The sequence below is a fragment of the Candidatus Symbiopectobacterium sp. 'North America' genome (genome assembly GCF_015762685.1).
Classification (GTDB): Bacteria; Pseudomonadota; Gammaproteobacteria; order Enterobacterales; family Enterobacteriaceae; genus Symbiopectobacterium.
On sequence record NZ_PEHF01000031.1, the window covers coordinates 1 to 24259 of the forward strand.

The window sequence follows — 24259 nt, forward strand, 5'->3', positions numbered from 1 at the left end:
TTAAGCAAGCCCAACATCAATCGAAAATCAGTGTTGCAAAAACGGGGGTGACCATAGATTTTTTATGTCTGAAATCCGCGCCACATAAGTCTTCACTCGCATTTTCTGTCAACGGAGGTCAACCTGATTCCATCCACATCAATCTGCTTGTGAGGATAGAACCGAGTCTGCCTGTTGGTTCGATATTGCTTTTATACCCATATCGGGATGATGGAAGGGTATCTGTTAGTTATCATGTCCGACGGGTGACCTGGATCGCGGTAGAACTCACTCTACTAACGATTGTATGCTCCAGTGAGCCACGTTTTGTACATGGTATGAGTTTGACTTCGACAACGTTTTCTGGCGTATTCCGGCGCAGCGTGAGGAGCTGAAAGGGGGAAATACTCCTACCGGAGCATGAAGATGAGGGAAGAGCATATCGTTCCGCTGAGTCGCCAGTCGTTGGCGCTGCTCGAACGGCTAAAAACACTGAGTGGAAATAATAATTGCTTGTTCCCCGGCGATCACGATCCTGAAAAGGTGATGAGCGAAAACACCGTGAATAATGCGCTGCGGGCGATGGGTTACGATACTAAAACCGAGGTGTGCGGCCACGGTTTCAGGACGATGGCGCGTGGTGCGCTTGGCGAGTCTGGTCTATGGAGCGATGATGCAATAGGGCGTCAACTAAGCCACTCTGAGCGTAATACTGTTCGAACTGCTTACATCCACACCTCTGAGCATTTAGATGAAAGGCGGTTGATGGTTCAGTGGTGGGCTGACTATTTAGACTGCAACGTTCATGGTTATATAACTGCATATGAATTTGCAAAAAACAGCTAGTCTCCATTATGCCATTATCGCCTCAAGTGCAATCAGCGCCTGCTGCTTATTGGCACGTGACGCTATGTTGTCTTTTGCTGAGGGGATACGCCATGTTTGATGCCACGCCGCTGACCCTTGATGAAATCACCGACCAGTGCCACGCTCTGACCCATGCCGTGATTGAGCTGGATGATCCTGTCGCGAAAGAGGTGCTGACATTTGTACTGGCTGAACGGCTGGAGTTGCTCGCTATTACGCTGCAAAACCCGGAAGGACCAGAAACCGATAGCGGTGTGGTTGGTACAGGAGAAAGGCAGCGGCCTGAATTTGGGGAACGCCAACATGTTGCCACGTAACCCGCGTCAGCACTTGTATGCGTCTGGTTGTCGCGTTGCTATCAGAAACCGATCAGCTTGACGGATAATCCCGTAAACGAAACCGGCACAGGCCGGTTTTTTACGTAAAATAAAGAGCAACACAGCGTTTTATAATCACTTAACCCATCAAAAAAAGATAAAAATTGAATCGAGCCAAATCCAGTCATCAACTGTTGGTGTTGAAACATGTTCTCTGTTTAACATTAACGAGGGGAAAAGTGTACTTAATCAGGTACAAGTGATATGGCTGTCAGTCAACAGAAGGGAGTAGACTATATGCATGCAATTAATTATACAAATGCCCGTAAACATTTTGCCGAAATTATGAAACGTGTCACTGATAATGCTGAAACTGTCCGCATTATTCGTCGTGGTACCCCTGATATTGTTATAGTTGATACCGAAGAGTATGAAGCGCTGATGGAGACGCTCTACTTGTTCAGCAACCTTGCAAATATCGTCCATATCAATGACTCCATGAAACAAGCGGAGCGTGGTGAATTTGTCGAAGTGGAATATTAAGTTCATCCAGAACGGCGCTGATGACCTTAATTACTGGTGTGATACTGACAAAAAAGCTCGAACGTATTCGGCAACTGCTTCACAGTATTGAAATCGATCCGTTAATGGGTATAGGGAAACGGAGTGGCTTCTGCATCATAAGGATCCTGCCTTGTACTCTCGTCGTATCGCTGAGTGAAGAGTAGAAAGCCTATAAAAGACGCTCTTTAGCAAGGCTCAACTGCTGTTGAGCTAACGCCTCGACTTCTCGAGGTTCATGCGACACTAACAATAGCGTTACCGAAAAGAGATGCTGTATTTCCTTCATTGCCTGCCATAGCCGTAACCTCACTGGCCAATCGAGACTAGAGAATGGCTCGTCGAGTAACAGAACCTGAGGCTCACTGATCAATGCCCGCGCCAAAGCCGCTCTCTGCTGCTCCCCACCCGAAATTTGTGTAGGGTAACGTTTAGCCAAATGTTCTATTTCAAGTAATTTTAGCAAGTCGTGACGTTTTTCACTGGCCTGTGGTTTTTTAGCTGCGTACTGAGCAAGGCGCAGATTATTATCAACCGATAAATAAGGAAACAAATACAAGTGCTGATTCAAATAACGGCAAGGACGCTGCCAGATAGGTCGTTTATCGATACATTGATTGGCTATTGATATAGAGCCCCGATAATCAATGTTCCCTACGATGGCGTTTAACAACGTTGTTTTCCCACTGCCAGAAGGGCCACAAATAGCGGTGCAGCTACCGTGTTCCACTGAAAAACTGATATTTTCCAGAATGCCGCAGGAAAGATCATTCACCTTTAACATTCAGCCTTCCTCGTTGTTGCAACAAATGCAGTATCACTAAGAGAAAAATCGAAAAAATAATCAGCAACAGGGCACAACCAACAGCCAAAGAAAAATCACCGCTGGCAATATTCAGGAAAACAGCAATGGGTAAGGTTTCCGTTTTCATTCTGGTCGCGCCAGCTAACATCAGCGTGGCACCGAATTCACCCAGCGCCCGTGACATCGCCAAAACACAGCCACTCAGTAATGAGCGCCAGACGAGGGGGATTTCTACCAGGAAAAACGTTTTTAGCGGTGTTAAACCTAAATTATAAGCCGTGTGTATATAAGGCGGTGAAATAGAGATAAACGCACTGTAGGCATTGCGCGTTTGTATTGAACAGGCAACGTAGGTTTGCGCAATGATGATACCCAAGGGAGAGAATAACCATTTAGAGAGTGTTGGAACCATCTGCCCAACATACCCTTCCTATCCCAAAAGGAGTAATAATCCAATCCGCACGACCAATCGCGGCATTACCATGGGTAGGTCCAGTAGGATGTTTATTATATTCTTTCCTGGAAATGAGAGGCGAGACATTGCCCAGGCGGCAGGAAGGCTTATTGCGCTCGATAGCAATAAAGAGATTAATGCGGTAGTAATCGAGAGCAACAGCGCAAACTGAATTTCATCATCTGATAATAATTGAATAAATTGGCTAAGGCTAAGCTGGGAGAAAAGTGCAAGCAGCGATCCGCCAATCAAAAAAAGCAGAAGCACCAGCGGTATTAATGCCAGCTTAGCCATTCAGTTATCTATTCGCCTCAGATTAAATTAATTCTTCTTAATTGGCAGATAGCCTTGATCGGTAAACATCTTGATGCCCTGCGGTGACGCGAAGAATTCAGCAAGCTGTTTGGCTGCATCTGGATGGGTACTGGTTTTTAATACGGCGATAGTGGCCACCTCTTCCGGTGTTCCTGCCGGGGAAGGTAACACGGTTAGCGTATCCTGATTCTTCATCGCATCAGAAAGCCCAATAACCGCAGCATCCACATCACCGTTGAGTAAATAAATCAGTAATTGCTTAATCGTTGTTGCCTGTACAACCACCTTCTCTTTCAGTTCTTTCTCATAACCACTGGCGACCAGCAATTGTTCTCCACTTTTTCCCAGCGCAATCGCTTTAGAGTCACCCATGCCGATTTTTAAATGACTTTTGGCAAGATCGGTCAACGTTTTCACTTCTCCGCCAGTCGCCTTCCTTACCACCATCACGGGCGTGTGATACACAATAGGGTAAGAAGACGACACCTGCCCGTTTTGCTGTAATTTTTCAACGTAGTCTTCAGAACCCGGCAGGAAAACATCACCCGTCTTGGTTAGATTAAAACTCGTGAGAATTTGCCCTGAGCCGCCGTATTCAATAACCACCTTATGGGCAGTGTTTTTTTCAAACAATGCCACTACGGATTCTACTGGCTGTCTCAATCCAGCTCCGGCATCGGCATACAGATGTAATTCGACCGCACAGGCCGTGTAACTGGCCATGAGTAAAGGAAGCACCATAAGGGATTTTATTAAGCGTTTAGGCATGGGGAATTCTCTTATCGTTAACATTCTTGGAAAGGGATAGCCGAACGAACAGTTAGATCTCTATATATTACATTACATAACGACAAGCAAAATAATAGGAATTGCGATAAAGCAAAAGTGGCAAAAGGATGATCTTGGTCATGTTGAATCTGGCATGTCCACGTCGAAAGGACGTGAGCGTGCGGTACCGTCCGGCTGTATCGTCTACGGGCAAAGGAGCGGCAGCAAACATGACTTGAGTTTTATGCTGATGACGCGTGTCTGTATCCCCGCGGCGGCTCTCTTTAACCCGGTGAACTCAACCTGCCTCTGCCGTCGTTTCCCGCGCGATATCCGTTTGTTTGCGTCGCAACTGCGTCAGCACCAGCAGCAGGGCGAGTAGCGCCAGTACTGCACCGGAAATGGAGACTGCACCATAGCTTCCGCAGATGTTCAGCAGGGCACTGCCTAACGCGGCACCCAGCGCATTGCCGAGGTTAAACGCACCGATATTGACCGATGAGGCCAGCCCAGGAGCACCTGCCGCTTCACGCATTACCCAGGTTTGCAATGGCGGGACCACAGCAAAAGCTGCGGTGCCCCAGACGATTAAGCCGATGGCTGCATCTGCCTTGGTGGTTGCCAGCCAAGGGAATGCCACCTGCTGATGGCGATCAGGCTTAAGAAAACCATCAGCAAGCCTTTGACTGAACGGTCTGCCAGCTTGCCGCCTAACTTGGCCCCGAGGGTGAAGCCAATGCCAATCAGCACCAGCATGCCAGTCACATAGCTGGGAGAAACCTGCGTAATCGATTCGAGCGAAGGGGCAATGTAGGTATAGAGCGTAAACATGGCACCAGCACCCATAACGGTGGTTGCCAGAATCACTAACACCACGGGCTGCGTCAGTACGCGCAGTTCGGCTCGTACATTGGGCCTTTCTCCATGGCCGCCTTTGGGCAGGAAGGCACCCAGTGACAGCATTGCCGCCACGCCCAGCAACGCAATACCCAGAAAAGATTCACGCCACCCGACCACTTGTCCAAACCAGGTTGCCACCGGAACGCCGCCGATATTGGCGATGGTTAGCCCCATAAACATGGCGGCAACGGCACTGGCCTGTTTTTCACGTGGCACGAGGCTTGCCGCCACAATCGAATCAATACCAAAGAATGCCCCGTGGTTTAAGCTGGTGATGATACGGGCAATCACCAGGCTGGTGTAATTGGCGGCCATGGCGGAGGCCAGATTGCCAAGGGTAAAAATTGCCATCAGAGCAATCAGCGCTCTGCGTCGCGGCCAGCGGGCGAACAGCAGAGTCATCACCGGCGCGCCCACCATCACACCGATGGCATAAGCAGAAATCAGCATCCCTGCGGTGAGGATGGATACGTCCATGCCCTGTGCGATGGTCGGGAGCATGCCCATTGGGCCGAATTCGGTGGTGCCAATACCAAATGCGCCAACAGCGAGCGAGAGCAATGGCAAGGTGGAATGGGAGGGTGAAGAGGTACGGCTTGTCGGCATGATTTTCTTCCTAATCGTTGCGATTTGAACGCCACCAGCATTGAATCGCCCCGGAAATACAGGCATCCATCAGCGCTTGCGATTTGAACTAGGCATTCTGCCTCGATTAAGCGGAGAGATAAACGTAGAAAAATAAAAAACACTTTTGCGAAAAGTGGCAGACTGATGGCAATGCCTGTTAGTTATTATCGAGGAAAATACTGAGAGGGGAATCGGGTGAAAGGTGTGGAGAGAGCTACCTGCGCGTTATTTCGGACTCACTGTCCCTGCCGCGTAGGATAACTCTCTCTTGGCGATATTATTGATTACAAAATCGCTTCGCCTTCATAAGCCTGACGATACAGCTCAATAACCTGCTCTTTGGTGGCTTTGCGCGGGTTGGTCAGTTGGCACACATCTTTCTTCGCATTCTCAGCCATAATGGCGAAATCTTCCGGTTTGACGCCAAGGCTCTTGAGGTCGCGCGGAATGCCCACCTGTTGGCCTAAGCGTTGAATCGCGCTAATGGTTTTCAATGCAGCTTCATCTGTCGACAGGCCATCCACCTTTTCCCCCATGGCTTCGGCGATATCTCTGAACCGGTTGAGGTTGCCGATGAGGTTAAAGGATTCAACATACGGCAGCAAAATGGCATTACACACGCCGTGCGGCAGATTATAAAAACCGCCGAGCTGATGCGCCATGGCATGCACATAGCCCAGCGATGCGTTGTTGAAGGCAATCCCCGCCAGATATTGCGCGTAAGCCATATTGTCCCTGGCTTTCATATACTCACCATTGGCAACGGCCTTCGGCAAATATTGGGTGATCATTTTGATGGCTTTTAAGGCGGCAGCATCGGTAAGCGGGTTTGCCATGGTAGAAACATAAGCTTCAATGGCGTGGGTTAGTGCATCCATCCCGGTCGCCGCTGTTAATGATGGCGGCATCCCAACCATTAACTCCGGATCGTTAATGGAGATTTGTGGCGTAACGCGCCAGTCAACAATCGCCATTTTAACTTTGCGTTCTGTATCGGTAATAATACAAAAACGGGTAATTTCCGACGCGGTGCCCGCGGTGGTGTTAATGGTCATCAGCGGGATCATGTCATTGATCGATTTATCGACGCCTTCAAAGTCGCGAATATTTCCACCGTTAGCGGCGATAAGGCCAATCCCTTTCGCACAGTCATGCGACGAGCCGCCACCGAGAGAAACAATCGCGTTGCAGTCATTTTCCCGATAGGACTTGATGCCTTCGGCAACGTTTTTATCCGTCGGGTTGGGCTCTGCACCGCCAAATATATGAACGCCAATACCTGCCTTTTTATAAATTTCAGCAACCTTATCCGCCATTCCGCTTTTAGCGAGGAAGGCATCCGTGACAATAAGGATCTTTTTAGCATTTAACGTTTTTGCAAGACTGCCGGCTTCCTGAACGCTGCCCTCACCAAATACATTTCGTGTGGGTAGAAAATAATATGTCGACATACAATTTCCCCTATTTATAAATGATGGTTGTCAGTATGTTCATCAGAGTTTCTGGTCATTTTGTTAAAAAATAGCCACTTAGCGCCAACATTAAGCAACACTAGATATGAGTAACAAAAGCAGAGGATGAACATCTGTGGGCAGTGTAAAGGGAATAGCGGTGATGAACTTTGATTTACATCACATTACGTTCGATTTTTTTAACAATAAGTAACATTGTTTTCACAACTAATTTGCGAGATGTTTAAAACTGACCAAAGATAAGGGTTGTAGTGGGAAGCGTGGAGTTGAGGGGGAACAGGAAACGATGGGAGAGAATAAATAGTCGAATAGTGCAGCTAGAGAAGTACCGAGTCCTGCGGCGATGATACTGATGATTTCTAAGGTTGGATTTCTGACACCTCGTTCAATACCGCTTAAGTAAGTACGATCCAGATTACATCTACTGGCCAGTGCCATCTGCGTGAGCCCGGCCTGAACGCGCAACGTTTTGATGCGTTGTCCAAAGAGCCGGGTAGTATCTCCGGTGTTCTGCATGTCAGCACTGTCCTGTTGTTGCTATCTCTGTGATTCATCATTATAACCCACCCAAAGTAGAACGTTATCTGTGCAGTCTGCATTTTTATGCGTTGGATTTCTCAGACGCCAAAAGCGCGGCAAGTCGATGGCGCGAAGTGGGGACAAGCCCTACCTGAAGCCCAAAAGGTTTGAATAGCCTGTTGATGACGTCAGCGGTGTAGTTGCCTCGGTCATTTTCCACTTCTGACAGCGTTTTACGTGATATTGAAACCAGAGTGGCAAAGGCATCTTGCTTTAGCCCTAATACGTCAGCCCGAAGCATTTTTAGCGCCTTGCCCTGTGTGATTTCACCCAGTAGCAGATGCCTGATAATTGCATTCATGGCAGATTGCCTTTCTGGTGTGCTAATCGGCTTGGCCTTTTTAGAAACTCGTTGCCGCTTTATACTTTGCACGCCAGGGGACGGTGTGATCGGCTGAGCGGTATAACTTGCTATCGGTTCTTGCATCGTGCGGTTTTTTTCTTTTATTTTCCTTATCGTTTCGCTCGCTGGCATCACATCACTGTTTTGATTTTTCATAGCAATCCCCATCTATCCAACTTTTGTTCTATATAGTTGAAACCGATAGACGGCAGGGTAACGATCTGTTCGGGAACTATGAGTAAAATAGTACGTTTAATCTGCATAATTTTCAATCAGTGTAACTTTTTTACTCTTTAACTTCGTTTTTGCTATTTTGTGGGTGTTTTATTGCTCATTATTTTTTTTGCGACAACGCCAACGCTCTACTCACCCAAAGTGAATAAAAATCAGAGCATGTCCGTTGCCAGCCTTTGATAATCAATTGCATGATGTAGCGCGTTTTGCCCGATGGCGGGCTGGTAATGGAATGATGAAATAACAGGTTGCTCGATGAAGCCGCTAACACTATTGACTCTGGGATGGGTACTTTCTGCACCGGAGTTTGCACAGCCACAACTGCCTGCGGTGGTTATCAAGGATGTGACCTTGGTGTCCGGCAATACGGTGAGAGTGGGCAATGCCATTAACGCCCTTTTTCGTATTTCCACGCTGAGGAATGGGACGACGGATTTATACCTTAATGTCGATTGCGATACCGGCCAAAAAACACACCTGTTTGCCAGTATTACCCCTCCCGTACCAAACCGGCCAAGCGTTCGGGTCTATGGCGCGGGTTCGCTGGCTCGTTATGTCCCCGGCATGCCTTTCGAGCCAGAGGCAAACAGCCCCTAGAGTACCAATCCTGCACTGAATGTGTGCCAACAAAACGTTCCCATCCCCAAATGGGTGGCGCTTGCTGAAGCCGATGCGCAGGGTAACCGGCCATTTATTGATGTGACTAACAGTACGAGAGAGGGCGATCGGCTTCAGGTCCGTCTCGCAACGGACTACGTGCGTATCCATCAAGATGAAAAATACCTCGCGCCCTATTCAGTGAAAATAACGGATAAGGTTTTTGACTGCTCTCAGGATAAGGGCCAAACCCTTAATCAGTTGGCGTTGGATAATCAGGGACGAATAACGGATAGCCAGTCTGAAGAAAACCCTGCATTCATCACGCTTTCCGCTGAAGAAGCTGCGCTCGCAAAAAGGCTTTGCGCGGTTAACGATATCCGTCAGCTTGGCGGTAACAGAACGCTGGAATGGCGTGAAAAGCCGATGGCGGAGGATTTGCCGTTACGACCTGATTTTGCGCAAAACGATCCGGCTCCGATCCTGCGCCCGCCACTGCCACAGGCCGTGCCGGATACGGTGCAACGAGCGGTTGCGACGTCGCACCATCGCCCGACATTTAAGCGTCTGAGCTATGCCCAAATATCGCCGGGTTAGGATCTCGCTTCCTTTGTGGTGCAAATGGACCGCCTGCCGGGCGGGACCGTACTGACGTTGGATAAAATGACGTTGGGTGGCGTGGTGTTTTATTCACAGCATGTACGTCTGTTTAATATTGTGGACGTTAAAAAATGGGATTCGCTGGCAGAAAAACCGGTTATCAGCCATACGCTGGAAAACTCGTTTGTGCTGCCTCCGACGGCGGGCACCGAGTATCGCTGGAAGAATAGCCAGAGCGATAACAAATCGACCGGTCAGCAGTGCCGTGCAGATAGCGCATGGCGCAGCGCCGCTGCAATTAGCCCGCATTTTCCCGGTCGCTATCTGGAATTTACCTGTACTGACGATCGCAGTGATGGCCGCCCTATGAGCAGTGATTATGCTTATCTTGAGGATCTGCGCGTGTTTATTCGTATCGGTTATCACGAAGCCGGTGAGAAAAAACGCTTTGCCTTTGACGATGTGACGCTGGTGAGGTGATCTGTCTTGGCGCACGTTCCCCGCTTGAGCGACGGACGTGCGCCAACGTCATTAACGCACGGCACTCAGTACCTTGTCCAACGACCCGACCAGCCAGTCGATATTCTGCGCCAGAAACGCCAAGGGTGGGCGCAATTTCAATACGTTGCCATAAGGACCCGCCACCGATGTCAGTACCCGCTCTGCCCTCAGGCGTTCGATAACATCCAGCGCCAGCGCTTTGTCAGGAGTTTTGGCGGCGCGATCGCTCACCAACTCGAAACCGATAAACAGCCCGGCTCCGCGCACATCGCCCACGCATTCATGGCGATCGGCAAGGCGTGCCAGTTCTTGCCGCAGTTTTTCACCGACAATCAGGCTGTGCTCCTGCAACTTCTCTTCGCGGATCACACGCAACACCGCCTGTGCCGCCGCCATAGAAACTGGGTTGCCACCAAAGGTGTTGAAATAGGGGATTTCATCGCTAAAGGCGGCCAATACATCGGCTTTGGCCAGCAGACCAGACACCGGAATCCCGTTACCCATTGGTTTACCCAGCGTCACTACGTCCGGCACGATACCGTGGCGCGCGAATCCCCAGAAGCTGTCGCCAGTGCGCGCAAATCCCGGTTGTACCTCGTCGGCGATAAAAATGCCGCCATTGGCATGCACCACGTCGAGTGCCGGTTTCAGAAAGCCTGCCGGCCCTGGCAGCACGCCATCAGAAGAGAAGATCGAATCGACCAGCAGACCCGAGAATTTGATGCCATGCGCCGCCATATCGTCGATCTGTTTTTGGATCTCATTGGCAAACCAGATGCCTAAATCGGGTGCGTCAACGCGGTAACGATCGGGGGGCGGCACCAGACGCCTAGTGGGGGCGAGCGGTTGGCCGCAGCCCAGTGCCGGTGATGCGCCGGAGGTTAGTTCGCTGGTGCCGTGGTAGGCCTCCTGGCTGACGATGATGCCAGTGCCGCCGCTGTACGCCTTGGCGATACGGATCGCCAGGTCGTTGGCTTCAGAGCCGGTGCACATGTACATCGCTTTGTTGATGTCGTCAGGTACGGTCGTCAGCAGATCGGCGGTGTAATCCAGAATGCGTTCATGCAAATAGCGGGTGTGGGTATTGAGCTGGCTTATCTGCTCATTTACGGCGGCAATGACAGCGGGGTGGCAGTGTCCGATGCTGGCAACGTTGTTATAGACATCCAGATATTTATCGCCTGCGGCATCCCACAGGTATTGCCCTGCACCGCGAACCAGATGCACGGGGTTGCGATAAAACAAACGTTAGGATTCGCCGAGCAGTTGGCTGCGTTTATCGGTCAGTTTGCGCGTTTCGGCATCCAACGCATCCGCGTGTTCTGCGCGAAAGCTATTGGTATCCATGATAGTTGAACGTGTTGCCATGATGACTCCAAATTTCAGTTAAGCACCGTATTTCTGTCAGATACCGTGCATAAACAGGATGGGAATAGCTTACGCACTAACGCGATTTAAAAGCAACTAAATACACAAATACATTTAAATACACTTTCTTGATGCGTGTAAAACACCAAAAAAGTGCAATCCGTTACACATGCATCTTGCATTACTCCTTTCCTCTTACACCACGATAATTGAGCAATGCCTTGTTTTATTTGCCTGCTTGACTATAAAAGATGCCCTTCTTCACGGATTGGCATGATTAGTGCTTAAAATTACACAGATGCAAAGTAACGCACAAAAGTGCTCACTTTCTCAGGGCTATGCCACCGAGTTATGACTTCCGCAACCATTAAGGGAAACATTTATGAAACGTTTTTCATTACGCCGTACCAGTCTGATGGCGGCATGCGCCTTTGCGACCCTGGTGGGAGCGGCACATGCAGGCACCATCACGGTGTATACCTCGTTGGAAGAGGATGAAATAAAGGATTACGTTGCACAGGCGAAGAAGGACATGCCGGATGTCACCGTGAATGTGGTGCGTTTGTCCACTGGCGATCTCGGTCCGCGTATTTTGGCAGAAGCCAAGAATCCACAGCACGACGTAGTCTGGGGATGGGCGCTGACCAACGTGATGGACCCGCGCATTTCCGCGCTGCTTGAGCCATATGCTGCCAAAGGCAGTGAAAAGCTGGATGAAACCTATCGCGCGCCGGACAACAAATGGTTTGCGGACACCGGTTACATGGCGGCGTTCTGTCTGAACACTGAAGCGCTCAAAGCGAAAAACCTGCCGGTTCCTGCCACCTGGCAAGATCTGACCAACTCGATTTACAAAGGCGAAGTGGTGATGCCGAACCCGGTTTCATCGGGTACATGGTATCTGCAAATCGCCGCGCTGCTGCAATCTAAAGGGGGATGAAAAAGGGTGGGAATTTCTCAAGTCGCTGGATGGCAATATTGCCCAAGACACCAAATCTGGCTCTCGTCCGTGTAAAGCGGCGCGCACCGGTGAATATGCCATTGGCGTGTCGTTGGCATTTGCCGCGATGCAATCTATAGAAGAAGGGTATCCGGTCAAAATGGTCATTCCCAGCGATGGCGCAGGCTATGAGCTGGAAGCCTCCGGTCTGATGGCAGCATCAAAAAATAAAGCCGACGCTAAGCGTTTCTTGGATTGGACCTTATCCAACAGCGCAGCGACGCTGTACACCAAATACAAAGAAATCGTCACCATTCCCGGCGTCGAGCAATCAAAAGCCGCCAAGCTGGCGGGCCTGCCTGCCGATCTCTCCAGCGTGCTGTTCCCGGTTGATTTCGCTAAGAGTGCCAAAGAGCGCGATGCCATTTTGGAAACCTGGCAAAAGGCGATTGGTCGCTGATAACAGGCTGTTTTTTCTGTACCAACGCTGGCTGTCAGGCCAGCGTTGAGGCCGTTGTAATAAAGGCGTCTTTGTCCCAGACGTTGTTTAAAGAGGATAGTAAGTACATGGCGCTGGTGATTCAGAATCTCTATAAAAGTTTTGACGGCCACGTAGCGCTCGATCGCATTAACTTGTCGATTGAGAACGCGGAGTTTGTTTGTTTACTCGGGCCTAGTGGCTGTGGGAAAACCACGCTACTGCGGATTATCGCCGGATTGCTTAGCAGCGATGGCGGAAAAATCAGTCTGGATAGCCGCGATTTGATCAACGTGCCCGCCCGCTATCGCGGGTTTGGCATTGTGTTCCAATCTTACTCATTGTTTCCGCACATGACCATTGCGCAAAACATCGGTTATGGGCTGAAAATTCGTCACACGCCGGAGGCGGAGATTCGCGATCGCGTCAACAGCCTGTTGGAGACGGTACGCCTTAGCGGGTTTGGCGATCGTTATCCTAATCAGCTTTCCGCCGGTCAGCAGCAGCGTGTGGCGATAGCGCGAGCGTTAGCCGTCAATCCGTCGTTGTTGTTACTGGATGAGCCGCTTTCCGCACTGGATGCGCGCGTACGTGCGGGATTGCGCCAGGAACTGCGTGAAGTCCAACAACGGTTAGGCATTCTCACGCTGATGGTGATTCACGATCAGGAAGAAGCCATGAGCATGGCCGATAAAATCGTTTGTATGCAGGGCGGTCTGATCGTGCAGGAAGGGACGCCGCGCAAGCTTTATACCGCACCGCGCACCCGCTTTGTGGCTGAATTTATGGGGCACAGTAATCTGTTGCCCAAGGCAACGGTCCAGCAGTGGATGCCGGAACTGTTGCAGTCCTCTGCGCCAGAGAATGCCGAGCTGTTTATCCGCCCTGAGCGCATTGCCATGGTGAAAGCGCCCGATGCCGAGGGGCAGGTGGTGAGCACCAGTTTTTTGGGCAGCATTCAGCGGGTTGAAGTGCTGTGGAAATCACATCCGTTGCTGGTGGAAACCAGTAGTTCCCTCAACTGGTCGGCGGGCGATCGCGTTACGCTCTCCATTGCTGCGCAAGATTGCGCCTGGGTGCAAGCATGAGTTATTCACTCCTTCCCCCGCAAACGGCGGCTGACCGCTGGCTATCCCGTCTCTGCCGCTGGCTGCATTGCTGACGTTTTTTGGTGTACTGATGCTCAGCATTCTGTGGCACAGCCTGCTCGACGATCGCAGCGGCACGTTTGGTGTGTCGAACTATCTGGCGCTGATGAATGCGCCGGGCGTCTGGCGTGCGATGTGGAACAGTCTGGTGCTGGGTGTCGTTACCACGCTGGTGACGCTGGCACTGGGGTTTGTCGTCGCGTATGGGCTGAAATGCACCGCTATGCCTGCCAAACACTTTATCTCCTTTGCCACGTCGCTGCCGGTATTAGCGCCATCGTTGGTGCTTGGTCTCGGGCTGATTTTTCTGCTCGGTCGTAACGGCATTGTGGGGAACTTGCTCGGAGTGCGGCTCAATATTTACGGTTTTTGGGGACTGCTGATCGCCAACGTGCTGTATGCCTTGCCGCAGGCGATCTTGATCATTCGCGTCACGCTGCGCCAAAGCGATACCCGACAGATATGAGGCGGCGAACGTGCTGGGTGCTACGGACTGGCGGCAGTTTCTGGACATCACCCTGCCGGGTGTGCGCTACGGCATTTTGAGCTCGGCCTTTGTGGTGTTTACCATCACCATCACCGATTTTGGTAATGCGGTGGTGATTGGCGGTGATTTCTCGGTGTTGGCGACGGAGATTTACAGTCAGGTCAGCGGGCAGATGAAGTTTGGCATGGGGGCCGTGCTAGGGATTCTGTTATTGCTGCCTGCGGCGGCATCCATCTGGATCGAGCGTGCCGCTTCGCGTCGCCAGAAAACCATCGGCACGTCATCCGCCATCCCGCATGTTCCTCAGCTGTTGCAACGTCGTGATATTCCGTTTTATCTGGTGAATATGACCATCGCTCTGTTGATTGTAACAGTGATTGCCACGGTAGTGATTGCCAGCATGATTCGCCTGTGGCCTTATCGCTTGGATTTGACGCTTAAGCATTACAACATCGATCTTGCCGGGGGGTATGCACCGCTCTGGACATCCATCTGGATCTCGGCATTAGCGGCGGTTATCGGTACGCTGCTGCTGTTTTTGCTGACGTTTGGCATTCGTCGCCAGCCGGGGAAAAGCGCGGATTTTGCCGCGTTGCTCAGCGCGCTGCCCGTGGGTGTACCGGGGCTGGTGCTCGGGCTGTCGTATGTGTTCACGTTCAACACCGCCGATCTGCCGTGGGGGATGTTATATGGCTCGGCGATTCTGGTGGCGCTGTGTAACTACTACCATTATCACACGCAAAGGTATACCACGATGATGATGGGGATGCGCAATGTACCTAATGCCATGGAGGATGCCACCACCGTGCTGGGCAGCGGTGTGGTGCGTATCCTGCGCGATGTGTATTTGCCTGCCATGCGACTGAGCCTGATCTCTGTCGCCATGTTCCTGTTTATGCGTTCCATGGTCACGCTCTCGGCGGTGATTTTTCTGGTGACGCCGTCGCTACCGCTCGGTGCGGTAACCGTGATGCGCCTGGACGAAGCGGGTTTCACCTCGCAGGCAGCGGCTTTTTCTACGTGCATAATGGGGATTGTCGCTATAATGGCGCTGCTGCTTCATCTCTTGACAGGGAAACGCCTATGACCGCCGTTTACGCCTTTACGCCAGAGAATCACTATTCATGCTAGAAGAGACTCGCTTACACCGTATTCGCGCGCTGCTGTCCACATTGAATCGTGTCAGTACGGAAAAAATCATCCAGCATCTCGGTGTCTCGCGAGAGACGGTGCGGCGCGACATTCTGAAGCTGGAGTCTATGAGGGCGTTACGCCGCGTCCACGGCGGGATTGTCGCGACATCGCTGGAGCCTGAACCGCCGCTGTCGGTGCGCAACGCCGTGCGTGAAAAAGAGAAGCAGGATATTGCCCGCGCCGCGGTGCAGCAGCTTAGCGCTGGGCAAACGCTGTTTATTGATTCGGGTAGCACCACGGCGCTGTTGGCGGATGAGCTGTTGTCGATGCCCGGCATGACGGTGGTAACCAACAGCCTGAACGTCGCGCTGAAGCTGACCACGGCGGAATCGACGATGCACCATGAGGTGATTCTACTTGGCGGCCATATGGGGCCGTCCATGCAGGCCACCAGCGGTGATTTGACGGTGAGTGAGATCCAGCGCTATCGCGCTGACGTTGCGCTGTTGTCACCGGTGGGGATCACCAGTGCTTCGGGCGCCAGCAGCTTTGCGCACCATGAAGCTGCCATTGCCCGTGCCATGGTCAAGAATGCCAAAACGCGTATTATTCTGGCGGATAACAGCAAGATAGGTGTCACCAGCCGGGTAATTTACGCCACACCGCAGGAAATCGATATCATTATTACCGATGCAGGCTCGGCGGCTAAACCTGAATGGGAACTGCTTCAGGCGCAATGTGCCCACGCCATCGTGGCGTAATCGGCAACGTTTTACACCGTTGCCGGGACTTCCGCGTGTTGCAATGCTTCTCCCAATGCCTGTCTGTGAGCCAGTAACGTCTGGCTGGTGCGATCGCGCGGATAGGGCAGCGAAATCGGCAAAAGCGTGCTGATGCGACCCGGTCGGGGCGACATCACGACCACTCTGTCGGCCAGAAAGACCGCCTCTTCCACGTCGTGGGTTACCAGCAGAATGGTCAGCGTGGTATGACGGCGGATCTCTGCCAGCCGATGCTGTAGCTGCTGTTTTGTCATGGCATCAAGCGCACCAAACGGCTCGTGGAGCAACAGAATTTTGGGGCGTTAGGCTAACCCCCGCGCGATGGCCACGCGCTGCGCCATACCGCCTGACAACTGATGTGGCCAGGCATTGGCAAAGTCTTCTAATCCCATCATTTCAAGGTAGTGCGCAATCTGCTGTTCGGATTGTGCGGCGGAAAGGGGCAAGTTAATCATCCACAGACGAATATTTTCCTTCACACTCAACCACGGGAACAGCCGTGGTTCTTGAAACACCAGACTGACGTCAGGATGAATGCCTGTCAGCAGTTGCCCATCAATGGTAATTGAACCTTGCTGCGCCTGCTCCAGCCCGGCGGCCAGCCGCAATAATGTCGATTTGCCACACCCACTGCTGCCGATAATAGCGACCAGTTCGCCGGGTGCCAACGACAGAGAGATATCCTGCAACACGGTGATAGGCTGGTGTTGTACGGTAAATTGCTTGGTAATGTGATGAAATTGCAAAGGCATGACGTTTCCTCTATGTCGGTTACTGGAAGCGCCAGGCGGTCAGGCGACGTTCAGCGAAGGTGATCAGGCGGGAAAACAGTGCGGCGATCAGCGCGATCAGCACCACGCCAGCAATAATCCGATCGGATGCCAGCAATTGCTGAGCACGAATCATCATGCCCCCCAACCCCGCGCCAGACGGAATGAAATATTCAGCACCAATTGCGCCTGTCCAGGCGTGCATCAGCGCCAGCCGCAGGCCGGAGAACACCGGTGGCATCACCGAAGGCAGCACCAACTTGCTTAAGGTGTGGTGCGGAGAAAGACGTAGTACATAGGCGGCTTCACGCAGCGTTGGCGGTAATTGGGCAATCCCCTGACGCGTGGCAAGTAGCAGAGGAAAGAAGGCCGCGACAGACACGAACACCACATTGGCGATGTCATCCAGCCCGAACCAGGCGGTGATCAGCGGCAGCCAGGCGAAGAGCGCTACGCTGCGCACGGCGGAAAGCACCGGTTGAATAGCCGATCGGTGAGTGGCAAACCGCCGAGCAGGGTTCCAGCACCGATGCCAAGCAGGCTACCGAGCAGAAATCCTTGCAGCGCGCGTGTCAGGCTGGCAAGCAGATCGGTGCGTAAATCCCCCTGGGTTAATCCATTCACTAACGTCTCAACCACGTGCTGTGGTGCTGGCAGAAAGGCGGTGTTAAACCAGGCAAGCTGGCTGCCCACGCTCCACAACAGCAACAGCGTTAGCGGCGCATACCAGGGCGTTAACGAGGTGAAGGCAACGCTGGGGCTTAGGCTGTCTCGCCCTAACACCGGCGCGGGCCAGTGAATCCAGCGCTGCTCCAGCCTGAGCAGCAGCCGTTTCCCCCAATAACCGCACAGGCCGATAATCAGAATGCAGACAAACACAAAATCCAGCATAAACAGCTGGCGGCTTTGTACCAGCAGGTAACCCACCCCTTCACTCGAAGCGAGCAGTTCGACGGCAATCAGCGACACCCAGCCCTGTGAGAAGGCCAGCCGGACGCCGGTCATTACGTAAGGCAACATCGTCGGGATAATCAGACGACGTAAAAATAGCGTGGGAGGAAGACGCAGACTGCGTGCCATCTCATACAGCTTTTGCGGCGTTTGTTGAATGCCAGCACAGGTGTAGAGCGTTACCGGAACGGTGATGGATTTGATCAATACCGCCAGCTTTAGCACTTCTCCGATACCCAGCAGCTGCATCAACAGCGGGATCCAGGCCAGCGTAGGAATTTGCGCCACTACGGTGAACAGCGGCATAAACAGCGAGTGGCTGCGGCGGTGTAAACCGAACAGGCAGCCCAACAGCAGACCGCACAGAATGCCGCCACCGAGGCCAATAAACAAGCGCGCCAGGCTGATGGGCAACTGGTGTAGCAACTCTTCGGGGATAAAGGTTAATGCGCCACTGGCAACGGTCAGCGGAGAGGGCAGGATCTGTTCTGACATCCACTGATGACGACTGGCCAACCACCACACGGCGAGCAGCAGCAACGGGACCAGCCAGGCGCTGTAACTGGTATCGGAAAAGCGGTACGGCAGGGGGGAAACCGCCCCTGTCCGTGGAGCCTGTTGAGGGATCATCATGCTGGCGTTCCGCGTGGGTTATTTCTGTGTCAACAGGGAGAGGCGCGTAATTCCTGCCTGCTCCACATCGGCCAACAACGCGGCAACCTCGCCGTAGTTGGCCTCTTTGTCTGCCTGCACCTGTACCACCAGATTGGCATTATTTGCTTTGGTCTGTTGCAAGTGGGCGGCCAACCGATCGCGTGGGAAAGGATCTTTATTGATAAACAGCTACTGCTGGGCATCAATGCTGATCACCAAGGGATCGGTTCGCTCGGCAGGCGCGACGGCCGCGGTTTTTGGTAACTGCACCGGAATCGCGTTGGTCAACATCGGTGCGGTGACGATAAACACCACCAGGAGCACCAGCATCACGTCTACCAGAGGGGTATGTTCATTTCACTCATCATGTCGTCATCGTTACGAGAGGTGAAAGCCATATCACACCACCTCCCTGATGTTTTTTTACGCTATAAGGCGTGGCGGATGGTGGTGTTACCTGAAAGTCGTGCGCCTGCAACAGGCTGAAAATATCGTGGGCGAAATCATCCATGTCTGCCACCGCCAGTTTTAATCGCCGCAAAAAGTAGTTGTAAATCAATACCGCAGGAACGGCGACGGCAATACCAATACCGGTTGCAATCAGGGCATTACCGATGGGGCCCGCAACAGTATCCAGACTGGCTGAGCCAGACAGCCCAATTTGTTGTAGTGCTGCCATGATGCCCCACGCTGTGCCGAACAGGCCGATAAACGGCGATGTGGTACCGATACTGGCCAGCACGGCAAGTCCGGTTTCCAACGTGCGGCGCTAGCGTTGGATCTGCTGTTGCAATGCGCGTTCTACGCGATCGGGTAGATGAAGCCCGAATGTGAGTTTACCGTTTACGGGTTGTGGCGCTTGCAGCGCTGCCTGGGCGGGGTTAGCGAACGCGCCAGTCTCAGCAAGACTGTGGCTCAGCGAGTGACTCAGATCGTCCTGTTGCCAAAAAAGGGCACGAAATTGCCGAGCGCGCCGCTGTAAACGGCGGTATTGCAGTAGTTTTAATACACCGAGCGTCCAGGTCAGCACGGAGAACAGCAGTAACAGCAGAATAACGCCCCCTTCAGGGGAAAGAAGTTCTACGTGTCCGAAAGTCATAACCACTACCTAATGAATTAAGCGAAAAATCGATGGGAACCACCACCCAACCGCTGACAGCCTGGCTGCCACGTCGTGCCGGAACGAAGGACCAGCGCAGCACTGTGTCTCGGGCGGCGTTATCCAGCGCCGGATAGCCGCTGGATTTTTGAATAGTTAACGTTTGTACCTTGCCATCGGGGCGTACCTGAACATTCAGCAACACCGTGCCTTCCTGACCACGACTGATCGCCACTTCAGGGTAAGGCGGTGGAGGGTTGCGCAGGTAATCGGCGTTAGCCTGCGGTGGCGTCAGGGTGCTTACTGTGCCGCGCTGGCGACAGGTGCGGCTGTGGCGCTTGGGGCGTTATTGGCCGATGCGACAGGCTCCTGCCGCGCGGGCTGCGGTGTGGGCTTACGCTTGGCCGGTACCGCTTTTTTGACGGGCGGTGGCGTTTTCTTTTCTGGCGGTGCGGGCGCAACCGCTTCAGGTAACACGATTTCTTCAGGGAGAGCCGTTTCTGAGACGCTGGGCGGTGTATCTACATTGGGTGTCGCCACCACCAGTTCCACGCTCACGGGTTGTGGCTGTGCGGGCACCGTAACCAGCATATCAGCAGCACGTGCCAGTAGGGTCAGCACGATCGCATGTAGCGTCACAATGAGGACTGCGGCCAATACGCGCTCTGGCTTCGAGCTATGCAGTATCGCTAACTGTTGCAAACGGAACCCTGCCAGAGAGGACGATGTCAACGGCGCCTGAGCAACGTCATAAGAATACAGGCCGCTGTTATTTTCGGCATACACGAGTTGCGTCATGAATAATGACTCCTGACCGCGTTAATTTATCTATAGTCCGATTTTTCTCGCTCACTTATTAATGTCAAAGCATGTATTTGCATATGGATATGCATTAATGCGTTTATTTACGAGGTGCGTTATTTTTTCGGGGCTATTCATTATCCATGCAGCGTAAGGGAAATAATTACGTTATCGCTAATGCATTCTTGGCATAGTTTTATTTCACGCGTTGCATACCGGATGAAAGCCACCGTGTCGACTGATTTATCCGATTAGTTAGCATAGAAATGCATTTTTTGTATTAGTCAGTTTATTTGTCAGCGTTTACATCTGACAGGGAAATAATGTGATGCGATAGCACGTTGTTCTATTCACAGCGACGCTATCGCCGCGACAGATAGGGAAAATACCATAACGTTTGATGCAATTTTTCATGACGAGAAACGTTATGTGGGAAATTACAACCAGCGGATATATAAATATGACAAAACGAGGAAGAACGTGGGTATTGGCAGGGCTGCTGGCATTTGGGCTGGCAGCAGTAAGTGACGCATTGGCGCAGGTACCAAACCCAGCGGCGGCGGATTACTGGATGTGACTCATAGTCAACAATTGCTGGAGCACGAATTTGCCAAAGACGGTATTACGGTGCGCTGGACCTTTATCAAAGGCGCTGGCCCGATTATCAATGAAGCCTTTGGTAACCATCAGGTTAATGTGGCGTATCTGGGGGATCTGGCCAGTATCATAGGCCGCGCGCGCGGACTGGATACGCGTGTGATCGCGGTGGCATCACGCAACTTGCCGATCTTAAAGGGAAACGTGTCGGCCTGTTTCGCGGCACGGCCGCTGAGCTGTCGTTTGTGAACGCACTGGATTCACAGGGGGTAAAACCCGCTGACATCAAAATCATTAACCTGGATTTTGCCGCGGCCAGTGCGGAGTTGGCGGCCGGACAAATTGATGCCACCTGGGGCGGCAGCAACACGCTCTCTCTGCGCGACAAAGGGCTGGCGGATATTCCGCTCTCAACGCGAGACTTGCAAGGGGCTGGGCAACTGAGTGGTTTTGTGTTGGCGGATGGCGCTTTCGCCAATGCGAATCCGGATATCATCAAACGCTTTGTGAAGGTGCAGCGAGAAGCGGCGGCTTGGGCCAGCGATGATAAAAACAAAGAGGCTTTCATTCGCCTGCTGGCGACCCAATCTGGCTATCCGGAAAATATTCTGCGCGTGGAGTGGGATACCTTGCCCCCGTTATCAGAGCGGCTGTCTCCTGAGCTGGATGCCCCCTATGTGGCGAAATTGAAAAAAGCGGTGGAACTGGCCTATGAAACGCGCCTGATTCGCCAACCTTTTGATGTGGATAGCTGGCTGGATAAAAGTCACCTGCAAGCCACGCCCTGATTCTTTCGCTTTCTCATTCTTCTATTACGCCCTTATTGCCGTGGCATTCACGGCAATAGGCACCCTTTTGTCTGTGCGGAGTCACACATGATGTTTACCAAGAAGTCGCTATGGCCACACCCGGCATTAATCGGTTGCGCGCTGGCGGTTCCCGTTAACGCGCTCGCGGCTGATAGCGACACGCCAGAACCAGCCACCACCATTCCCGCCCCTGCCTCGGCGGTTCAGCTCAAGCGTGTAACGGTCAATGCGCGCCGGGCACAGTCGCAGCCCCCTGCTACGGTGGCCTCGGTGATCGACGGTCAAACGTTGGAGCAGGAGCGGCTGTATCGCTTTGAAGATTTGTCGCAACTGGTCACTGGTCTGGATATTGATGCGGTGGATGCCATGGACACCACCGTCACCATTCGCGGCATTGGCGATGGCGGCGAGAGCGCTACCAATATCGGGATGCCGGGCAGCGTGGGCGTATTTCTCGATGGCGTCTATCTGTCGCGTCCGGGAGCGGTCTCCAACGATTTGCTGGATATCGACAACATTCGGGTCCTGAAAGGGGCGCAGGGTTTGGCTTCAACACCACTGGCGGTGCCATCGATACTCACACCCGCAAACCCACCTTTAAACCGGAATATGCGCTGGAGCAATCAGTGGGACAGCGAGGCTATTTGCAGTCGAGGTTGATGGCATCTGGCCCGCTGAGCGAGCATTGGGCGGGCAGGATTAATCTGTCGCGCACCGAAAGTGACGGGTTTGTCACCAATGTGTTCAATGGCAATAAGCTCGGCGGCAGCACGCGAAACGGGGTACGTGGTCAACTGTTATACCAGCCAAGCGATGCGTTTAGCCTGCGAATCACCGGTGATTACAGTGATATCAAAGAAAATCCGGTGATGACGCTGATCGACAGCTACTCGGTAGGGGGAAGCGATCCTTTCCGTACCAAGGCGGAAAGTCTGGGAATTAATACCATCAAAGGGCGGCAGGTAGCACTTGATGATAAAAGCGAAAGCCGTGTAGCACAAGGTGGTGGCTCTGTTGAAGCCAACTGGACGCTCAAGAGTGGTTACACACTGAATTCACTCTGTTCGTTGCGCTATTTCCGCGTATTGCCGCAATCTGCCGATGCATTGAATATTCCGCTGTATCGCAACAGCGGTGCGCGATCGTACCTGGTCGCAGCGTTTGTGGCTTACCTCTCCCAAAGGCGGTCCGGTGGACTATACCGTGGGGGCTGATTATTGGGGTGAGAACCTGGACACCGATGCTCACACCTTCTACTACGACGATCCGCGCGTAACCCAGTGGCTGGGCAGCAATAGCTATCGCGGCAAGGACATCCAGCGCGTAGGGACATTGGACGATACATTCTATTCGCTGTTTGGCCGCGGTACCTGGCATGCCAATGATGCACTGGATGTCACGCTGGCACTGCGTCAAACCTGGGAGACAAAAGAGGGGACGTTTGTGCGTCGTAATCGCGCGAATTTCGACTCCGGTCCGCTGTCCCAGTCTAACCGCCTGCCTTCCGGCATGTTGAGTTTTAACTGGTTTGCTGCGCCGAATGTCACGCCTTATCTGACGTTGGCCTATGGTGAAAAATCGGGTGGGTTGAATCTCTCGTCTGGGGCGGCAAAAGCGTTGGGTATCGATTCTCTGTACGTTAAACCGGAAAAGACCCGCTCGGCAGAGCTTGGGGTGAAAACCAACTGGTTGCAGCGCAAAGTGGAATGGAATACAGCGCTGTTTTGGAGCGTGGTGGAAGATTTCCAGACCAACGCTTATGACGTGGAAACGGATACCAGCTACCTGATTAACGCCGGTAAATTTCGCTCACGCGGTGGGGAAACGCAGTTGACGCTGCGCCAGCTTGATGGATTAAGCATCAGCATGGCGGGGACGTTGCTCGATGCTCGCTATCTCACCTTTAACAACGCCCGTTGCCCGGCAGAGGTGACGCTGGTGTCTGGTGCGTCGGCATCGTGCGATTTGTCTGGTCAACGCGTGTTTAAATCACCGCGTTTCAGCTACAACTCCCGGATACGCTATGACTGGCAAACGGCCAATAATCTGGATGCTTTTGTCTCTGGTCAGTGGTCATGGCGCGACTGGTCTTACGGCACTGTGAACAACTCTGCTTTCTCGCGCATTCCGGCCTACGGCATTCTCAACCTCTCCACTGGGATCAGCGGGAAGCAGGGGGATAACCGCTGGCGTGTCTCGCTGTGGCTGAAAAATGCGTTGGATGAAACCTATGAAACGGCGATTACAGCTCGGCCTATGGAGTGTTGGGTGAGCCGCGTACCTTTGTTGTCACCTTTGGCTATGACTTCAAGGGCTGGTGAT

21 protein-coding genes and 9 pseudogenes are annotated in these 24259 nt (G+C 52.5%); 14 read left to right on the forward strand and 16 right to left on the reverse strand.

Going from position 1 to position 24259, the window contains the following annotated elements; all coding sequences use genetic code 11:
• Positions 1-245: 245 nt before the first annotated feature.
• The 3 genes and pseudogenes from CS369_RS06900 to CS369_RS06910 form a co-directional block, all read left to right on the forward strand.
• Positions 246-825: pseudogene (locus tag CS369_RS06900) on the forward strand (tyrosine-type recombinase/integrase); the annotation flags it as partial.
• Between the two features lie 92 nt (positions 826-917).
• Positions 918-1163 (forward strand): hypothetical protein, encoded by a 246-nt coding sequence (locus CS369_RS06905; RefSeq protein WP_196906535.1) that lies wholly within the window; start codon positions 918-920, stop codon positions 1161-1163.
• Positions 1164-1427: 264 nt separating this feature from the next.
• Positions 1428-1706 carry a type II toxin-antitoxin system Phd/YefM family antitoxin gene (locus tag CS369_RS06910; protein WP_244664838.1) on the forward strand — a complete coding sequence of 93 codons (279 nt, stop codon included), beginning with the start codon at positions 1428-1430 and terminating at the stop codon, positions 1704-1706.
• Positions 1707-1896: 190 nt separating this feature from the next.
• On the opposite strand, the gene CS369_RS06915 is transcribed toward CS369_RS06910, so the two are convergent.
• The 8 genes and pseudogenes from CS369_RS06915 to CS369_RS06945 all read right to left on the reverse strand — a co-directional run bounded on the left by CS369_RS06915 (position 1897) and on the right by CS369_RS06945 (position 8143).
• Positions 1897-2508 carry an ATP-binding cassette domain-containing protein gene (locus CS369_RS06915; protein WP_196906536.1) on the reverse strand — a complete coding sequence of 204 codons (612 nt, stop codon included), beginning with the start codon at positions 2506-2508 and terminating at the stop codon, positions 1897-1899.
• On the reverse strand, positions 2492-2941 hold the full coding sequence (locus tag CS369_RS23235; protein WP_244664839.1) for an ABC transporter permease subunit: 450 nt from the start codon (positions 2939-2941) through the stop codon (positions 2492-2494). Before CS369_RS23235 ends, CS369_RS06915 begins: the two co-directional genes overlap by 17 nt.
• Before the next feature lie 18 nt (positions 2942-2959).
• Complete coding sequence (locus CS369_RS23240; RefSeq protein ID WP_244664840.1) at positions 2960-3277, reverse strand: hypothetical protein; 318 nt, start codon at positions 3275-3277, stop codon at positions 2960-2962.
• Between the two features lie 27 nt (positions 3278-3304).
• Positions 3305-4039 (reverse strand): molybdate ABC transporter substrate-binding protein, encoded by a 735-nt coding sequence (gene modA / locus CS369_RS06925; RefSeq protein WP_196906602.1) that lies wholly within the window; start codon positions 4037-4039, stop codon positions 3305-3307.
• A 325-nt stretch (positions 4040-4364) separates the two neighbouring features.
• Positions 4365-5572 (reverse strand): annotated as a pseudogene (locus CS369_RS06930) (MFS transporter).
• Between the two features lie 305 nt (positions 5573-5877).
• Positions 5878-7044: an iron-containing alcohol dehydrogenase gene (locus CS369_RS06935; RefSeq protein WP_196906537.1), complete on the reverse strand. Its 1167-nt coding sequence runs from the start codon at positions 7042-7044 to the stop codon at positions 5878-5880.
• A 327-nt stretch (positions 7045-7371) separates the two neighbouring features.
• Positions 7372-7581: pseudogene (locus CS369_RS06940) on the reverse strand (helix-turn-helix domain-containing protein); the annotation flags it as partial.
• Between the two features lie 85 nt (positions 7582-7666).
• Positions 7667-8143, reverse strand: coding sequence for a helix-turn-helix transcriptional regulator (locus tag CS369_RS06945; protein WP_196906539.1), 477 nt, complete (start codon positions 8141-8143; stop codon positions 7667-7669).
• A 333-nt stretch (positions 8144-8476) separates the two neighbouring features.
• Here CS369_RS06945 and CS369_RS06950 point away from each other — a divergent pair, with 333 nt between their 5' ends.
• From CS369_RS06950 to CS369_RS06960, 3 genes are read left to right on the forward strand one after another with little or no spacing between them, the layout of a single operon-like run.
• On the forward strand, positions 8477-8818 hold the full coding sequence (locus CS369_RS06950; RefSeq protein ID WP_196906540.1) for a hypothetical protein: 342 nt from the start codon (positions 8477-8479) through the stop codon (positions 8816-8818).
• 21 nt (positions 8819-8839) lie between these two features.
• Positions 8840-9415, forward strand: coding sequence for a surface-adhesin E family protein (locus CS369_RS06955; RefSeq protein WP_196906541.1), 576 nt, complete (start codon positions 8840-8842; stop codon positions 9413-9415).
• 15 nt (positions 9416-9430) lie between these two features.
• Positions 9431-9898 (forward strand): hypothetical protein, encoded by a 468-nt coding sequence (locus CS369_RS06960; protein WP_196906542.1) that lies wholly within the window; start codon positions 9431-9433, stop codon positions 9896-9898.
• Between the two features lie 51 nt (positions 9899-9949).
• On the opposite strand, the pseudogene CS369_RS06965 reads toward CS369_RS06960, so the two are convergent.
• Positions 9950-11287, reverse strand: a pseudogene (locus CS369_RS06965) (aspartate aminotransferase family protein).
• Positions 11288-11669: 382 nt separating this feature from the next.
• Here CS369_RS06965 and CS369_RS24520 point away from each other — a divergent pair.
• From CS369_RS24520 to CS369_RS06985, 6 genes are all read left to right on the forward strand, one after another.
• Positions 11670-12227 (forward strand): extracellular solute-binding protein, encoded by a 558-nt coding sequence (locus CS369_RS24520; RefSeq protein WP_280514739.1) that lies wholly within the window; start codon positions 11670-11672, stop codon positions 12225-12227.
• Between the two features lie 37 nt (positions 12228-12264).
• Entirely contained in the window at positions 12265-12687 is a 423-nt protein-coding gene (locus CS369_RS24525) for a hypothetical protein (protein WP_280514745.1), read from the forward strand.
• Positions 12688-12794: 107 nt separating this feature from the next.
• Positions 12795-13793, forward strand: a complete 999-nt coding sequence (locus CS369_RS06975) for an ABC transporter ATP-binding protein (protein ID WP_196906543.1) — start codon at positions 12795-12797, stop codon at positions 13791-13793.
• Between the two features lie 67 nt (positions 13794-13860).
• Entirely contained in the window at positions 13861-14319 is a 459-nt protein-coding gene (locus CS369_RS23245; protein WP_244664842.1) for a hypothetical protein, read from the forward strand.
• 10 nt (positions 14320-14329) lie between these two features.
• Positions 14330-15427: a hypothetical protein gene (locus CS369_RS06980; protein ID WP_244664843.1), complete on the forward strand. Its 1098-nt coding sequence runs from the start codon at positions 14330-14332 to the stop codon at positions 15425-15427.
• A 37-nt stretch (positions 15428-15464) separates the two neighbouring features.
• Complete coding sequence (locus CS369_RS06985; RefSeq protein ID WP_196906544.1) at positions 15465-16235, forward strand: DeoR/GlpR family DNA-binding transcription regulator; 771 nt, start codon at positions 15465-15467, stop codon at positions 16233-16235.
• An 11-nt stretch (positions 16236-16246) separates the two neighbouring features.
• Here the strand turns inward: CS369_RS06985 and CS369_RS06990 are convergent.
• The 7 genes and pseudogenes from CS369_RS06990 to CS369_RS24885 form a co-directional block, all read right to left on the reverse strand.
• Positions 16247-17008 (reverse strand): annotated as a pseudogene (locus CS369_RS06990) (ABC transporter ATP-binding protein).
• 19 nt (positions 17009-17027) lie between these two features.
• Positions 17028-18607 (reverse strand): annotated as a pseudogene (locus tag CS369_RS06995) (ABC transporter permease).
• 21 nt (positions 18608-18628) lie between these two features.
• Positions 18629-18961, reverse strand: a pseudogene (locus tag CS369_RS07000) (ExbD/TolR family protein).
• A gap of 34 nt (positions 18962-18995) precedes the next feature.
• Entirely contained in the window at positions 18996-19391 is a 396-nt protein-coding gene (locus CS369_RS23250) for a MotA/TolQ/ExbB proton channel family protein (protein ID WP_244664844.1), read from the reverse strand.
• A gap of 9 nt (positions 19392-19400) precedes the next feature.
• The gene (locus CS369_RS23255) at positions 19401-19730 is read right to left on the reverse strand and encodes a hypothetical protein (protein ID WP_244664845.1); all 330 of its coding nucleotides are present in this window, start codon (positions 19728-19730) and stop codon (positions 19401-19403) included.
• Entirely contained in the window at positions 19696-19965 is a 270-nt protein-coding gene (locus tag CS369_RS24880; RefSeq protein WP_307833671.1) for an energy transducer TonB, read from the reverse strand. The genes CS369_RS23255 and CS369_RS24880 overlap by 35 nt, the downstream gene beginning before the upstream one ends.
• 65 nt (positions 19966-20030) lie before the next feature.
• Entirely contained in the window at positions 20031-20528 is a 498-nt protein-coding gene (locus CS369_RS24885; RefSeq protein WP_307833672.1) for a hypothetical protein, read from the reverse strand.
• A 463-nt stretch (positions 20529-20991) separates the two neighbouring features.
• Between CS369_RS24885 and CS369_RS24890 the strand changes: the two are divergent.
• Both CS369_RS24890 and CS369_RS07020 read left to right on the forward strand, forming a co-directional pair.
• Positions 20992-21916, forward strand: a pseudogene (locus CS369_RS24890) (ABC transporter substrate-binding protein).
• Positions 21917-22003: 87 nt separating this feature from the next.
• Positions 22004-24258, forward strand: a pseudogene (locus tag CS369_RS07020) (TonB-dependent receptor).
• Position 24259: the final 1 nt, after the last annotated feature.

Excerpts from the sequence above, each read along its gene's own strand:
- CS369_RS06905 (WP_196906535.1), top strand. The coding sequence starts at position 918 with ATGTTTGATGCCACGCCGCTGACCCTTGATGAAATCACCGACCAGTGC.
- CS369_RS06910 (WP_244664838.1), top strand. The coding sequence starts at position 1,428 with ATGGCTGTCAGTCAACAGAAGGGAGTAGACTATATGCATGCAATTAAT.
- CS369_RS06915 (WP_196906536.1), bottom strand. The coding sequence starts at position 2,508 with ATGTTAAAGGTGAATGATCTTTCCTGCGGCATTCTGGAAAATATCAGT.
- CS369_RS23235 (WP_244664839.1), bottom strand. The coding sequence starts at position 2,941 with ATGGTTCCAACACTCTCTAAATGGTTATTCTCTCCCTTGGGTATCATC.
- CS369_RS23240 (WP_244664840.1), bottom strand. The coding sequence starts at position 3,277 with ATGGCTAAGCTGGCATTAATACCGCTGGTGCTTCTGCTTTTTTTGATT.
- modA (WP_196906602.1), bottom strand. The coding sequence starts at position 4,039 with ATGGTGCTTCCTTTACTCATGGCCAGTTACACGGCCTGTGCGGTCGAA.
- CS369_RS06935 (WP_196906537.1), bottom strand. The coding sequence starts at position 7,044 with ATGTCGACATATTATTTTCTACCCACACGAAATGTATTTGGTGAGGGC.
- CS369_RS06945 (WP_196906539.1), bottom strand. The coding sequence starts at position 8,143 with ATGAAAAATCAAAACAGTGATGTGATGCCAGCGAGCGAAACGATAAGG.
- CS369_RS06950 (WP_196906540.1), top strand. The coding sequence starts at position 8,477 with ATGAAGCCGCTAACACTATTGACTCTGGGATGGGTACTTTCTGCACCG.
- CS369_RS24520 (WP_280514739.1), top strand. The coding sequence starts at position 11,670 with ATGAAACGTTTTTCATTACGCCGTACCAGTCTGATGGCGGCATGCGCC.
- CS369_RS06975 (WP_196906543.1), top strand. The coding sequence starts at position 12,795 with ATGGCGCTGGTGATTCAGAATCTCTATAAAAGTTTTGACGGCCACGTA.
- CS369_RS06985 (WP_196906544.1), top strand. The coding sequence starts at position 15,465 with ATGCTAGAAGAGACTCGCTTACACCGTATTCGCGCGCTGCTGTCCACA.
- CS369_RS23255 (WP_244664845.1), bottom strand. The coding sequence starts at position 19,730 with ATGACTTTCGGACACGTAGAACTTCTTTCCCCTGAAGGGGGCGTTATT.
- CS369_RS24885 (WP_307833672.1), bottom strand. The coding sequence starts at position 20,528 with ATGACGCAACTCGTGTATGCCGAAAATAACAGCGGCCTGTATTCTTAT.